We start from the raw sequence: 14059 nt of genomic DNA, 5'->3' as shown, positions 1-14059 counted from the left end.
GGCCTCTGTCGGGGACGCCGTGCCAGTACCGGAGATCCCCGACCGTGCCATGTGGCGGCCGGCGGACCTCGGTGGGTCGAAGCCGTACCCGGTCGACGGTGAGAGCTGGCCCAAGATCCGCCCGCCCCGCCCCTGTGGCCTGAAAGCGCCCCAGCCGTCCGCCGAACGCGGGGTCTCCGCAGTGATCGACGTCGACCAGGCCCCGGTCGTGGTCCTGGAATACCTCGCCCTGCACCGCTCCGACCGGGCCGCCCGCGAGTACCTACGAGGCCTGCGAACGTCGCTGAGCAGCTGCGACGACGACACCTGGACACTGATCGCGACCGGCCGTGACCGTCTGGTCCTGCGCTGGAGCCAGAGCTGGGAACACGTTGACCAACAGATCACCCATCACACGTTCGTGGTGGTAGCCCGAACCGGCCCAGCGATCGTCGTCGTCGCCGACGTCGGCTGGGAGACCTCCGACGGTGACCGCGCCCGAGCCGAGAAGCTGATGACCCGAGCCCTGAAGCGGGCATCCTCCCTCCACCGGCCAGCCCCTGCCCCCTGAGATTCACCCGCCCGTGTCCAGCCGACTCGCGCCGCGCCGGTCATGGATGACCTGTCCTTACCGCGTCTCCGGGGGGCGCGCCGCGCTGGGCTGGGCTGGCCTGTGTGATGCTGGCCTGGGGATGCTGAGATGTCATGCGGTTACGCCTTGGTGAGTTGGGTTTCGCTGAACTGGGTTCGGTACAGCTCGGAGTAGCGTCCGCCCGCCGCCAGCAGGTCCGGGTGGGTGCCTCGTTCCACCACCCGGCCGTCCTCGATGACCAGGATCTGGTCGGCGGCGCGGATCGTGGAGAGCCGGTGCGCGATCACCACCGCGGTCCGGCCGTTCAGCGCTTCGCCGAGGGCTGCCTGCACGGCCTGCTCGGAGGTTGAGTCCAGGTGGGCGGTGGCCTCGTCCAGCACGACGACCCGCGGCCGGGCCAGCAGCAGCCGGGCGATGGTGAGCCGCTGCCGTTCGCCGCCGGACAGCCGGTAGCCGCGCTCGCCGACGACGGTGTCGAGCCCGTCGGGCAGTGACTCGACGAGGTCGGCGACGTGGGCCCGGCGCAGCACCTCCCACATGTCCTCCGCACTCGCCTCGGGACGGGCCAGGAGCAGGTTGGCGCGCACCGACTCGTGGAAGAGGTGCCCGTCCTGGGTGACCATGCCCAGGCTCTGCCGGAGCGAAGCGGCACTCAGGTCGCGCACGTCGACCCCTGCTAGCCGGACCGCGCCGGCCTCGGCGTCGTAGAGCCGGGGGAGCAGCCCGGCCATCGTCGACTTTCCGGCACCGGAGGAGCCGACGAGCGCCACCATCTGCCCGGGCTCGGCCCGGAATGAGATGCCGTGCAGCACCTCCTCACCGCCTCGGGTGTCGAGGGTGGCGACCTCTTCGAGCGAGGCCAGCGAGACCTTGTCGGCGGATGGGTAGGCGAACCGCACGTCGTCGAACTCGACCGACACCGGCCCGTCCGGAACCGCCTGAGCCTCCGGTTTCTCCTCGATCAGCGGTTTCAGGTCGAGCACCTCGAAGACCCGCTCGAAGCTGACCAGGGCGGTCATCACCTCGACGCGGGCGCTGGCGAGTGCGGTCAGCGGCGCGTAGAGCCGGGTCAGCAGGATGGCCAGGGCGACCACCGCACCCGGGTCGAGTTGTCCGCGCAGCGCGTAGAAGCCGCCGAGGCCGTAGACGAGGGCGATCGCGACCGCCGACACCGAGATCAGGGCGGTCATGAACAGATGCTGGGCTATCGCCGCGCGGATTCCGATGTCGCGGACCCGCCCGGCGCGGGCGGCGAACTCGGCAGACTCGGACGCCGGGTTGCCGTAGAGCTTGACCAGGGTCGCGCCGGGCGCTGAGAACCGCTCGGTCATCTGGGTGTTCATCGCCGCGTTGTGCTCGGCTGCCTCCCGTTCCATGCTGGCGAGTCGGCCGCCCATCCGCCGGGCCGGCAGCACGAACACCGGCAGCAGAAGCAGTGCGAGCACGGTGATCTGCCAGGAGATCCCGATCATCACGATCAGGGTGAGCACCAGGGCGACCACGTTGCCGACCACACCGGACAGGGTGTCGCTGAACGCCCGCTGCGCCCCGATGACGTCATTGTTGAGCCGGCTGACCAGCGCGCCTGTCCGAGTGCGGGTGAAGAACGCGACCGGCATCCGCTGCACGTGGTCGAAGACTCTGGTCCGCAGGTCGAAGATCAGGCTCTCGCCGATCCGCGCCGACAGCCACCGCTGGACCATCCCGAGTGCCGCCTCGGCCAGAGCGATCACCGCGATCCCCACCGCGAGGCCGATCACGAGTGAGGTGCCGCGGTTCTCGACGATTGCGTCGACGACCCGCCCGGCCAGCACCGGAGTCGCCACCGCGAGGACGGCGGTGATGACGCTGAGCAGCAGGAAGCCGGTCAGGGCCCGCCGGTATGGGCGGGCCAGGGTGAGGATGCGCCGTAACGTGGCGCGGGAGAACGGCCGTTTGTCGTCCTGGCGGTTCATGACGTGCCACATCGAGTTCCAGGCGGCGGATTCCATGCTCATGGCATGAACCTCCCACTTGAATCGCGGTTGAGGTCAAGCTCTGCCGTCGATGATGCTCCGGGGGTCTGACACTTTCGGTTCGCGTGGTTCGGGAAGGGTGCGGCGCGGCGGCCGGGAGGGGCCGCCGCGCCGCGGGGATGGGGAACGGGGGTCAGGTGGCGGTGCAGGACACGCTCGGCCAGGTCCAGTTGCCGTTGGCCTGGACAGTGAGGCCGAAGGTGTTGCCGTTGCCGTTCGGCTTGGCGACCATCTGCTGGGCGCTGGGCCAGGTGGCCGTCGTGTTCCAGGTGTTGATGACCTTGGCGGGGCTGGGCAGGTTGAGTGTCACGGTCCAGTTGCTCGATCCGGAGACCGCGACGTTCAGGTTGTAACGGTCGCTCCAGGACTGGCCGGCTGACAGTGTCGCCGTGCAGTTTCCGCCGGTGGGCGGCGGTGTGGTCGTGGGCGGCGGTGTGGTGGAACCGTCGGGCGCGACGGCCCGGCCGGTCGACGGGGAGATCATGCCCGCGCAGAGCCCTCGGGCGGTCAGGCCCTGGGCGATGCGGGGGATCGCGGCGACGGTGTTGGCCGGCCAGTCGTGCATCAGGATGATCTGCCCGTTGGTGAGCCGGGCGGCGGCCGCAACGATGGCGTCGGTGCTCGCACTGTTCCAGTCCTGCGAGTCGACGTCCCAGATGATCTCGGTGAGACCGAACTTCTGCTCGGCGGCACGCAACGTCGCGTTGGTCTCCCCGTACGGCGGCCGGAAGAGTCTGGGTGTCCCCCCGCCGCCGCTGGCGATGGCCGTCTGGGTCCGGGAGATCTCCGACTCCATGGCTGACTGGCTGAGCTGGGTCATGTGTGGATGGGTGTAGCTGTGGTTGGCCACCCACATGCCGGCGTCCACCTGTGCTTTGACCAGGGCGGGGTTGGCGGCGGCATACTGCCCCTGGTTGAACATGGTGGCCCGCAGGCCGTTGTTGCGCAGCGCCGCCAGCAGGTTCGGGGTGTTGCCGGCGACCGGCCCGTCGTCGTAGGTCAGGCCGACATATCCGTTACAGGCCGCGGCCTGCGATGGGGCGGGGCTTGCGGCGAGCACTGCTCCGGCGGCTGCCGTGACGGCGGCCAGCCCGGTGATCACGAGACGTTTCCACATGTCTTCCTCCTGGTGACGCCTGGCGGGGAATCCAGGCAGAGCGGTAGGAGCTCACGCCGGTGGGGGAGTGATTCGAATCGACGATCGACGATTCATCTCGCTGCGAGTATTCGACGACGCGCAACACGCTGTCAACAACTTTCGGAAACATTCCGGAAGTACAAGTGACGCTATCGGCAGCTCAAGACGATCGTGTAAGTCCGATTCGGTGTGACGCTGATCTATTTTCGACTTGGGCTCCGAAACTTACGACACCGCACGCGGGCGTGGAATCATTCGTCCATGGATGCGAAGTGGAGTGCGATCAGCCTGCCGGCCAACCCGATCAAAACCCCGGGGGAGTGCGGATGGGGAGGCGCCGTGAACTCCCGGTCCGGACTGCGGGTCAGGCGTCGAAAGCGCGGTCCACGTCGTCCGGGGTGAGGCCGAAAGTGGCCAGGTCGTAAGTGTGCTCGGGTTTCGGCGTACCCCGCTGGATCGTCTCGGTGACCACCGACCGCGCCGGGCCGGACAACCCGGACCCCAGCCGGTCGTAAATCATCTCGACGGTCCGCATCGGATCAGCGGCCAGGTCCTCGAAACGCACGTCGATGAACCGGGACGGGTCGTGGCGGGCCCGGTCGGTGCGGAACCGGCGCAGCCCGCGCGACCACAGCTCGAGCTGCGCACGTCCGGTGACCGGTCCGGCGAAGACCGTCGACCAGCCGTCGGAGGCGCGCGCGTTGAGGCTGCACACCGAAGCGATCACGGCCCGCGGATCCCGATGGGTCTGGATCACCGTGGCGTCCGGGTAGACGTCGAGCAGCGCGTCCAAGGCGAAGAGGTGGCTCGGGTTCTTCAGGACCCAGCGCCGGTCCGGATCGTTCAGGCCGATCAACTGCAGGTTGCGGCGATGCCGGCGATAGGCGGGCGTCCAGTCGCGCCCGGCCAGCCACGAGGAGTAGGAGGGGATGTATGCGGTGCATTCGAACGAGACCGAGGTCATCGACTGGCAGAGCAGACGCCAGCACTCTTCGACCTGACCCGGCCGCATATGGTGCACACCGTCGAGGCCGACGCCGCCGTAAGCCTGCTGGAGCATGGCGAAGACCGGGTTCGCCGGCCATGTCTCGCGAGGTGGGCGCGGCTGCGGGGCCTCGGTGAGCCACAGTTCCGGGCCCTGATGGGCGGGATCGGCGGTGAGCAGCCGGTGCAGGGCGGTGGTCCCGGTGCGGGGCAGGCCGGTGACGAAGACCGGGCGGGGCAGGGCGACTTCGGTGTGCTGCGGCAGGCGCCACCAGGCGGCTTCCGCGAGCAGGCGGGAGACCAGGGCGCCGCGCAACAGGCCGCGGGTCCACTTGCTGCCGGCGGGGGTCAGACCGGCTTCGCGGGCGTACGAGTCGAGCAGCACCCGGAGCCCGTCGGCATGACCGTCGTCACCGTCGCCGAAGTCGTCCAGCCCGGTCAGCCGGCTCGCCGAGGCGTGCAGGTCGTCCACGGTGCCGACATCGGTGCGCCCGTCGCTGGTCAATGGTGGAACTCCCCGCAGTTGACGTCCAGACAGGCGCCGGTGACGGCCCGGGACAGATCGGAGGCCAGGAAGAGGACCGCGTCGGCGACCTCGTCCGGTTCGGGCAGTCGCCGCAGGTCGATGTCGGCGGCCACCTCGTCGTAGATCTGCCGGGCCGGCACACCCCGCTGTGCGGCCTGGAACTCGAACCAGCCACGCAACTGGTCGGCCCAGATCCAGCCGGGCGCGACCGAGTTGACCCGGACCCCGTGCGGGCCCAGTTCGCTCGCCAGGTTCTGGGCCGCCGCCAGCAGAGCCGCTTTCGCCAGCTTGTAGGGACCGAAAGGACGCCGAGAATGCCGCAGCACCGCCGAGTTCACCACGACGACCGACCCACGCGACTCGATCAGAGCCGGCGTGGCCAGGCGGATGGTCCGCAGCGCGGTGATCACGTTGCCGTCCAGTCCGGCCCGTACCTCGTCCAGATCGGCCTTTCCGAGACTGCGCATCGGCGGCATGGTGAAGGCGTTGTGCACCAGCGCGTCGATCCGCCCGAACATGTCGAGAGCACGCTCGATCAGTGCCCGCACCGCTGTCTCGTCAGCCAGGTCGGTCGGCACCGCGAGGGCCCGGTCACCGATCTTCACGGCCAGGTCCTCCACCGTCGACGCGGTGCGGGAAGCGAGCACCACCGCTGCGCCCTGCTGAGCGGCCCGGATCGCGACCGCCTGACCGAGCCCCGGCCCGACTCCGGCGACCACCACGACCTTCCCGTCGAGCAGCATCACTCAGCCCAGCATCCGGGTGGCGGCGGCGGCCTGCCGCGCGGCGATCCGTTCCCGCCACGCCTGCGGCCCGATCGGTGTCCAGTGCGGCAGCAGTTTCGGCAGCTCGTCGACGGCCACCACGTCCACCTTCGGCCCGTCCTCGGCGGTCAGCTCCCGGGCCAGCCGCTGCCAGCGCAACTGGACGTAACCACGGCGGTGCCCGGTCCGCTCCAGCCAGTTGGCGACGCCCGGGTTCCGTTCGCTGATCACGTACCGGATCATGCCGTCCGGGTCGATCCTCGCCTGGTCGCGCGTGAGGCTGGTCTGGTGGTTGACGTAATCGAGGGAGACGTACCACATGCTGCCCAGCTGAACGCCCTGGTAGGGGGCGTCGCCGGCCGGGACGGTGACGATCATGGCCTGGTCGTCGTCCAGGTCGTAGTGACCGGCCGAGGAGAACTGGGTGGTCAGCCCGCCCGGTGTGGACCGCGGGGTGGTGAGCGTGTTGACCGGCAGGTTCAGATAGAACCGCTCGGCGAAAGCGAGGAAGGTGCGCAGCCGGCTGATCAGGATCTTGCCGGCCACTCCGTAACGTTTGGTCAACGCGTCCAGGGTGGGCGGCGGCGGGGCCGCGCCGATCCGGTCCGCGCGCTGGATCCGGATCATCCCGGGCCGCTCGGTGGCCCAGTCGCTGAAGACCTCCCGGACCACCAGCATGCCGGCGCCCTTCAGGCCGGGACCGAGGATCATCCGGTACGACCCGTCCGCCGCGATCTCGATCTCCCGGTCGTCGAAGGCGGCCAGACTGCCCGGCACCTGGATCGGCGAGTAGTCGCCGTCGAGGATCTGGAAACTCAGGTCCACCGTGCTGCCGCGCTCGCCGGTGATCACATATTCGGCGTCGTCACGCAGCCACGCGTGGAAGTACAGCGTGTCCGGATTGTCGAGACCCATCTTCGTGTAGGGGCCCGTCGATCGTACGAAATAGGGGAAGTCCCGCTCGTAGGCCCAGGCCATCTGGACCGACGCGCGGATGCTGCCGGCCAGGTAGTCGTAACCCTCGATCAGGTCCTGCTCGTTGCGCACGTGCGGGGCCGTGGTGATGACCCGCTCGGCCTCTTGGATGGCGTCCGCGAACAGTCTGGTGAGCACGCCTCCGACGATAGAACTCGTTCTAGTTTCGGGTCAATGTCCCATTGACTGCCTGGGATAACAGGTTCCACTCTGGAAGGCGTGTTGGCATACCGGATGACGCAGTGGGGCACACCGCCGGAGACGGTCACCGTGCCGGACCCCGAACCTGGGCCGGGCGAGGTGCTGGTGCGGGTCGCCAGCTGCGGCCTGTGCCGCTCCGACCTGACCATGCGGCACATCCCGGCCGCGGCCGGCGAGGCCCTGGGCTGGCGGATGCCGTTCACTCTCGGCCACGAGACCGCCGGCTGGATCGCCGGCACCGGCGAACCCGTCGCCCTGGTGTCCCCCACCTCCTGCGGCACCTGCCGGTACTGCCTGCGTGGTCAGGACAGCGGCTGCCCCCACGGGCGGGCCGGGCGAGGCTACGGCCGCGACGGTGGGCTGGCCGAATTCGTGCTGGTCAGCGACCGGCGGGCACTGCTCCCCCTCGGGGACCTCGACCCGCGGCACGCCGGCCCGCTCACCGACGCCGGAGCCACCGCTCACCACGCGGTCCGGCGGGTGCTGCCCCGGCTCAGCGCAGGCGGCACCGCCGTGGTGATCGGGGCCGGCGGACTGGGCGCCTTCGCGATCCAGTTCCTCCGTGCGCTGGCTCCCGCCACCGTGATCGCCGTGGACCCGCTGCCCGCCCGCCGCGCCCACGCCGACCGGATCGGAGCCCACCAGACGGTCCCCGAACTGCCGAAACGCCTGCGGGCCGACGTGGTGCTCGACTTCGTCGGCACCGATCAGACCATCACCGCCGGCATCGGCGCGGTGCGCACCGGCGGGGCGTTCGGGCTGATCGGTTCGGCCGGCGGCCGGTTCGGCGGTCCCTGGTTCACCGGCCTGCCCCGCGACGGCGAGGTCTTCACCTTCCAGGGTTCGTCGATCGCCGACGCTCAGGATGTCATCGCCCTGGCTCGTGCCGGTCTGATCGACAACCAGGTGCAGGAGTTCGCCTTCGGCGAGATCGACCGGGCGTACGCCGAACTCGCCGCCGGAACCCTCACCGGCCGGGCCGTGATCGTCCTTTGAACTCAGACACCACCCACGCCGTTGGCCCACCACCAGTTCTTCGAATACCCGTACTCCGTATCGCCGTAGAACCAGCCCCACTCGTGGGGAGGACTGACGTACCGGCCCAGCTCGTCGAAGACAGCCTTCGCCTCCGGTTTGCGACCTGCCAGGCTGAAGTACACCGCCATCCAGTGCCGCACCTGCGACAACTGCGCCGACCGTGGCGGCGCCGCCCGGAACTTGGCGATCCACCCGTCAGCGTCCTGCTGCACGTCGGGCCGCCGGAAATATTCGCGGACCGCCTTCTGCGCCTCGTCACTGCGGTCGTCCCACGCGAACTCGCGCATCGCGTACTCGAAATGGGCGGCCAGCGGCATCAGCACCGTCCGGTGCCCCGGCGGCGCGGCTTCGGCAGCCGTGTGGGCGACCTCGAACATCAGCTCGTGCGACCCGTACCACTTCGCGCAGGACAGCATCATCGCCAGTTCGTGAGCGTCGAAGTTGTGCGGGTCACGGCGCTGCGCCTCGCCGTACCACTCGCCCAGCTCATCGGCCCCGGCGGCGAAACACGAGGACATCAGCCGGATCAGCGGCCCCGGATCGCGCGGATCGGACAGTTCCCGCGCCCGAAGACTGGTCTCCAGAGCCTGTTCCGACAGCGAGTGAAAGACCCGGAACTGCTCCGGCGACGTGTTCGCCGCCGACGCGGCACCCCGGGCCCGCGAGGCCCGCCCGGCCAGCACCTTCGCCCCGATCAGCACCACCGCCGGATCCGACGGCTCAGCCTCGGTCCAGTCATCGAGCCATTCGTCGCGCTCCTCGGCCAGCCCGGCGACGACCTCCAGCCGGTAGTTGCGCAGCGCCCAGTCGTCGCCGGCCGCCTCGATGGCCTGCTTCGCGACCCGCCAGTCACCGTCCCGCAGCAGTTGCCGCCGCGCGTCCCGCAGCACCGGGTCCTTGATCAGCAGATCCTCATCGGCGTCGAACTCGGGCACCGGTGGCAGCGGACCACCGAAGAGACTGCGGATCAGCAGGCGGGCATAGAAGAACATCGCAAGATCGTAAGGCGCGGATACTCGGGCGACAGCCCCGTTCACCGATTGCTGATTTCACTGCCGAGTCTCCAGCCGCGCCCACGATTTTGATCTCGGGCGCCAGCCGACCGGAGGCGCTCCCCGTCGTCAGGAGTGGGCCGTCGGGCGACGGCTGGCCGGAAGTCGCTCGCCGTTGTCAGGAGACGGTCGTCAGGAGACGGTTGTCGGGAACGGTTGTCGGGAACGGTTGTCGGGCGACGGGTTGTCAGGAGACGGCTGGCCGGAATCGTTCGCCGTCGAGTAGCGGAACGACACTGCTGGCATTGAGTTCGGCGGCAGTCTCGACGTCCTCGGGATAGCCGCCGCCGATCAGCTCCCGGCCGCTCGCGCAGTCCCGCAACGCGGCCCGGATGTCGGCATTCGCCTGGTGATAGGCGGCGACCGCGGCCAGCGCTTCGGGCGACAACCCGAGCACACCCTCCGCGACCAGGCCGGCGATGAACGCGCCCGCACCCCATAGATCCTCGACAGCGGGCCGCAGCGCACCGTCCTCCGCCCAGTGTTCCCCCGCGGCGATCACTGCCACGGCGCCCGGTCCGAGTGAGCCGACCGGCAGTCCGCCCGGTCCGGGTGAGCCGACCGGCAGTCCGCCCGGTCCGGGTGAGCCGACCGGCAGTCCGCCCGGTCCGGGTGAGCCGACCGGCAGCTCGCCCGGCCCGGGTGAGCTGGCCGTCGGCTCCCTTGACTTTTGCGCCTCGGCAGGAGGGAGAAGCGTCCCCAGCCGGCGAGCCGTCCAGGCGGCGGCCGCCCGCGAGTTGCGGAGCGAGACGCCGATGACGGTGGCGCCCTGCTCGGCGAGGATCCGGGCGATCGTTGATCCGTTCGGCGACGGCAGGACCAGGCGCTCGACACCGGAGGCGGCGCGGATCGTGACGGGGGAGAGGCTGACCGGGTTCGCCGGCCCGACCTGAGAGCGGCCCACGGCCAGGGTGGCCCGGTGCTCGGCGGCGAAGACTGTGGCCCGCTCGTCCCGCCATCGGAACGGGAACACCTCGATGCCCCGGTCCGCCGCCACCGTCAGGGAGGTAGTGAACGACAGCACGTCCACGACGGCCACGATCGCGGCACCGGGCCCGATCGTGCGCGCGCCGGCCGGGCCCCACTCGAACCGGATCGTGGACGGCGTCTGCGCGTAGGGATTGATATTCACGTCAGCATGATGCCCGAATCCGGGCCCGCGCTGGTGCCGGGTGTGCCGGTGCCGACCGATGAGTGGTCACGGTCCGAAGGTGGTGAGTGGGCACGGTCCGAAGGTGATGGGAGGGTCGGCAGGTCAGTGGATCCGCCAGACCTCGAAGGACTGCTGCAGACGCCAGGAGCCGTCGTCGTTCCGGGCCTCGTTGCGCCAGAGGAAGCTGGACGGCCGGAGGCGGTGGAACGTCCAGCGGAGATCGCCGCCGTCCAGGGTTATGCCGCCGGGTGACGGCGCGGCCAGGAAGCTGTGCACGCGTCGCCGGCCGGGGCCGATCCATGTCGAGCGCCACACGCCGTCGCCAGCGGACGGGTCGGGGAACCGGACGCTGACACCGTGCTCGACGCCGGGCAGGATCCACACGTCGGTGGTGGCGTGGCCGCCCAGCGCATAGCCGAAGTGCCACTCGCCATGGTGCACGGTGGAGGTGCCGTCCGGCTCGAACTCGGTGCAGTCCAGCTCCCACGAGCCGGTGAACCGGCCGAACAGGCTCAGGTCGACGCCCGGTGCCGGGCCGTCCGCGAAGAAGGGGAGATCCGTCATGCGGCCGACGGTAATCGGCCGCGACGCCGGTCCGCCTCGGAATTTGCCGGCCTGTGGATAAGTGTTGCGAAGGTCCGCCGACTGTGGACGACGAGGCCGGCGCTGCTCGGCGGGGACCACACTGGAACCACCGCGACAGCCCGGCGGTCGCGGGTCGGCCCGGAGTAGCGGCCGCCTCGCGTGGTCGAGACCGAGCGGGTGGCTGCGTTTGTGGGCCCCTATGGCGTACCGGAAAGGGGGGTGATGAATTTGTCCGCGAAGCGGTGCAGGGCGTCGCGCTTCTCCTGGAGTGAGGCGTCGAATCGGCGCCACGGGACGACGATCGCGTCGGTCACGCCGATTTCGGCCTGCTGGCGGAAACCGTCGAGGCCGGGGCGGTCGATGCAGACCGCCTGGATCTCGAAGGGTGTTTCGGAGCGGCCGTGGGCGGCGCGGAGTTCGGTGAGGTGGGTGATGGTTTCGCGCAGGTCGTCGAATCGCATCATCGCGGAGGACCAGCCGTCACCGATGCGGGCGGCCCGTTTCAAAGCGGGTTCGGTGTGGCCGCCGATGTAGAACGGGACCGGGGCGGTCGGGGCGGGACTCATCTGGAGCTTTTCGAAGGAGAAGTGTTTGCCGTGAAAGGAGACCATGCCGCCGGCCAGGACCCGGCGGATGATGTCGATGGCCTCGTCGGCGCGGGCGCCGCGGTCCCGGAAACCGGTGCCGCACCAGTGGGATTCCTCCGGCGACCAGCCCAGGCCGACACCGAGGCCGAAACGGTTGCCGGTCATCACCGCGACCGATCCGATCTGGCGGGCCAGCAGCAGTGGATTCCGCGGGTCGAGTTTGAGGACCTGGGTGTAGAAGCGGATCCGGGAGGTGACCGCGCCCATTGCGGCGGCGGCGACCATCGGATCAGGCCAGGGGGTGTCGGCGTTCCAGAAACGGCTGCCGTCGGGGGTGTAGGGATAGGAGGCGGAGACGTGTTCAGAATAGAACAGTGAGTCCGGGAGGGCGATCGACGCGAAGCCGCATTCCTCGGCGGTGCGGGCCAGTTCGGTCAGCTGATCGAGCGGGCTCAGGGCGATTCCCAGGGTGAATCTCATGGCAGCACCTCGGCCAGGTCGAGCAGTTGACGGGTGGCGCCGCCGAGCTGAAACTCGATTTTTTCGGCGGCCAGGAAATAGCGGTGCAGCGGGTATTCGAGGTCGATGCCGACACCGCCGTGTACGTGGACCGCGGTGTGCAGGACCCGGTGGCCGACCTCGGCGGCCCAGAATCCGGCGGTCGCGATCTCGGCGGTTTCCGGCCGGCAGACGGCCTGCCACAGGGTCAGCCGTAGGGCCTCGACGTCGATCCACGCGTCGGCGAGCCGCTGGGCGACGGCCTGGAAGGAGCCGATCGGGCGGCCGAACTGGACACGTTCGCGTGCGTAGTCGGCGGTCATCTCCAGGGCGCGTTCGGTGATGCCGAGTTGCATCGCGGCGGCGCCGATGGTGAGGCGTTCACGCAGCCAGGCGGCACCGGCGGGAGGTAGCGAGGCGGCACCGGCGGGAGAAAGCCAGGCGGCACCGGCGGGAGGTAGCGAGGCGGGACCGGCGGGAGACAGCCACGCGGCGCCGGCGGGAGAAGGCCGGAGGTCCGGTGTGAGGATCAGGGAACCCCGGGAAGCGGGGATCGCCAGCGTCTCCACCTGCTCGTCGGTGCCGAAATGGGCGACGGCCGAAGCGGTGAGGATCGACGTCAGGTAGGGGACGGCGGCGGCGGCGCGGCCCAGTTCGACCAGGATCGCGCACTGTTCGGGCAGGCCGTGCCCGTCGCCGCCGGCTCGTTCCGGCAGGGCGGCCGCCAGCACACCGGCCTCGGCCAGGGCCGGCCAGAGCGGGCGGCCGGAACAGGCCAGGTCACGGGTCATGTCGGCGAGTTCCTGGGCGGCCGGCGAGTAGGAGAAGTTCATCAGCGCCGGACCGGGAGGCCGAGGGCGCCGGCGGCGATGATGTCGCGCTGCGCCTCGTTGGCGCCGCCACCGAACGTGAGGATCAGGGAGGAGCGATACAGGCGCTCGATGCGGCTGTTCTCTGGGCCGACAACCTCCATGAGCAGGCGGTACGCCTCGATCGCCAGCTCGGTGCCGTACACCTTGCCGGCCGAGGCCCGTGGTGCGGCGGGAGTGCCGTCGGTGACGCACGCGCGCCAGTTGAAGAGTTTCAGCGCCTCGGTCTTGGCGTGCACCCGGGCCAGGTGCAGGCGTACCCACTCCTGATCGAGCGCGCCGGTCTCCGCAGCCCAGTCCCGGACCTCGCGCAGGGCCCGTTGCAGGGGCGCGGCCGAGGTGAGGGCGACCCGTTCGTGGTTGAGCTGGTCGGTGATCAGCCGCCAGCCTTGATTCTCCTCGCCGACCAGCGCGGCAGCCGGCACCCGCACGTCGGAGTAGTAGGTGGCGCTGGTCGACGGCCCGGCGACGGTGTGCACCGGTGTCCAGGAGAATCCGGGTGCGTCGGTGGGCACGACCAGGATGGAGAGGCCCTTGTGCCGTGGCTGGGACGGGTCGGTGCGGCAGGCGAGCCAGATGTAGTCGGCGTACTGGATCAGGCTGGTCCACATCTTCTGGCCGTTGATCACGTACGAGTCGCCGTCGCGTACCGCCCGGGTCCGCAGCGCTGCCAGGTCGGTGCCGGCTTCCGGTTCGGAGTAGCCGATCGAGAAGTGCGCGTCCCCGGCCTCGATGCGGGGGATCAAATCGGCGCGGAGTGCGGCCGATCCGTGCCGGGCGATCGTCGGCCCGACCGTGTAGAGGGTGAGGAACGGCACGGGCACCCCGGCGAGCGCCGCCTCGTCGGCGAAGATCAGCTGGTCGAGACGGGAGCGCCCGTCGATCGCCAGCCATCCGTCTCGGCCCAGTTGACGGACGATCTGCTTGTACGCGATCCCGTCCCCGTATTCACCGCCGCCGCTGTCGAGGCCCGCTCGCAGGGCCGGTGTCATCAGCGCGGCGAAGTAGTCCCGTAACGACGCCCGCAGCTTCTCCTGTTCGGGCGTGTATCCGACGTGCATGGCGCACCCCGATCCCGGTAAGTTAGAACACGTTCTACCATG

The 14059-nt window shown here is 69.9% G+C and carries 13 protein-coding genes; 2 read left to right on the top strand and 11 right to left on the bottom strand.

What is annotated here, in order from left to right:
* Positions 1–19 precede the first annotated feature (19 nt).
* The gene (locus BLU81_RS20900; RefSeq protein ID WP_157751706.1) at positions 20–550 is read left to right on the top strand and encodes a hypothetical protein; all 531 of its coding nucleotides are present in this window, start codon (positions 20–22) and stop codon (positions 548–550) included.
* Between the two features lie 140 nt (positions 551–690).
* Here the strand turns inward: BLU81_RS20900 and BLU81_RS20895 are convergent, their stop codons facing one another.
* The 5 genes from BLU81_RS20895 to BLU81_RS20875 all read right to left on the bottom strand — a co-directional run bounded on the left by BLU81_RS20895 (position 691) and on the right by BLU81_RS20875 (position 7111).
* Entirely contained in the window at positions 691–2568 is a 1878-nt protein-coding gene (locus BLU81_RS20895; protein WP_092546218.1) for an ABC transporter ATP-binding protein, read from the bottom strand.
* Between the two features lie 151 nt (positions 2569–2719).
* Positions 2720–3703: a polysaccharide deacetylase family protein gene (locus BLU81_RS20890; RefSeq protein ID WP_092546217.1), complete on the bottom strand. Its 984-nt coding sequence runs from the start codon at positions 3701–3703 to the stop codon at positions 2720–2722.
* Between the two features lie 385 nt (positions 3704–4088).
* Complete coding sequence (locus tag BLU81_RS20885; RefSeq protein ID WP_092546216.1) at positions 4089–5213, bottom strand: sulfotransferase family protein; 1125 nt, start codon at positions 5211–5213, stop codon at positions 4089–4091.
* Positions 5210–5977, bottom strand: coding sequence for an SDR family oxidoreductase (locus BLU81_RS20880; protein ID WP_092557388.1), 768 nt, complete (start codon positions 5975–5977; stop codon positions 5210–5212). Before BLU81_RS20880 ends, BLU81_RS20885 begins: the two co-directional genes overlap by 4 nt.
* A gap of 3 nt (positions 5978–5980) precedes the next feature.
* Positions 5981–7111 carry a hypothetical protein gene (locus BLU81_RS20875; RefSeq protein ID WP_092546215.1) on the bottom strand — a complete coding sequence of 377 codons (1131 nt, stop codon included), beginning with the start codon at positions 7109–7111 and terminating at the stop codon, positions 5981–5983.
* 81 nt (positions 7112–7192) lie between these two features.
* On the opposite strand from BLU81_RS20875, the gene BLU81_RS20870 reads away from it, so the two are divergent.
* Positions 7193–8170 carry an alcohol dehydrogenase catalytic domain-containing protein gene (locus BLU81_RS20870; RefSeq protein ID WP_231954675.1) on the top strand — a complete coding sequence of 326 codons (978 nt, stop codon included), beginning with the start codon at positions 7193–7195 and terminating at the stop codon, positions 8168–8170.
* Between the two features lie 2 nt (positions 8171–8172).
* Here BLU81_RS20870 and BLU81_RS20865 read toward each other — a convergent pair whose 3' ends face one another.
* The 6 genes from BLU81_RS20865 to BLU81_RS20840 form a co-directional block, all read right to left on the bottom strand.
* Positions 8173–9204, bottom strand: a complete 1032-nt coding sequence (locus BLU81_RS20865; RefSeq protein WP_092546214.1) for a hypothetical protein — start codon at positions 9202–9204, stop codon at positions 8173–8175.
* A gap of 247 nt (positions 9205–9451) precedes the next feature.
* Positions 9452–10396, bottom strand: coding sequence for a 2-phosphosulfolactate phosphatase (locus BLU81_RS20860; RefSeq protein ID WP_231954674.1), 945 nt, complete (start codon positions 10394–10396; stop codon positions 9452–9454).
* A gap of 123 nt (positions 10397–10519) precedes the next feature.
* Entirely contained in the window at positions 10520–10981 is a 462-nt protein-coding gene (locus BLU81_RS20855; protein ID WP_092546213.1) for a hypothetical protein, read from the bottom strand.
* Positions 10982–11199: 218 nt separating this feature from the next.
* Positions 11200–12069: a TIGR03619 family F420-dependent LLM class oxidoreductase gene (locus BLU81_RS20850; protein WP_092546212.1), complete on the bottom strand. Its 870-nt coding sequence runs from the start codon at positions 12067–12069 to the stop codon at positions 11200–11202.
* Entirely contained in the window at positions 12066–12920 is an 855-nt protein-coding gene (locus BLU81_RS20845; RefSeq protein WP_092546211.1) for an acyl-CoA dehydrogenase family protein, read from the bottom strand. The genes BLU81_RS20850 and BLU81_RS20845 overlap by 4 nt, the downstream gene beginning before the upstream one ends.
* Positions 12920–14017: an acyl-CoA dehydrogenase family protein gene (locus BLU81_RS20840; RefSeq protein ID WP_092546210.1), complete on the bottom strand. Its 1098-nt coding sequence runs from the start codon at positions 14015–14017 to the stop codon at positions 12920–12922. Before BLU81_RS20840 ends, BLU81_RS20845 begins: the two co-directional genes overlap by 1 nt.
* Between the last annotated feature and the right edge of the window lie 42 nt (positions 14018–14059).

Origin of the sequence: Actinoplanes derwentensis, from assembly GCF_900104725.1 — a bacterium.
Classification (GTDB): domain Bacteria; phylum Actinomycetota; class Actinomycetes; order Mycobacteriales; family Micromonosporaceae; genus Actinoplanes; species Actinoplanes derwentensis.
Note: the sequence above shows the minus strand (reverse complement) of the source record. Positions and strands in the feature narration are given on the sequence as shown.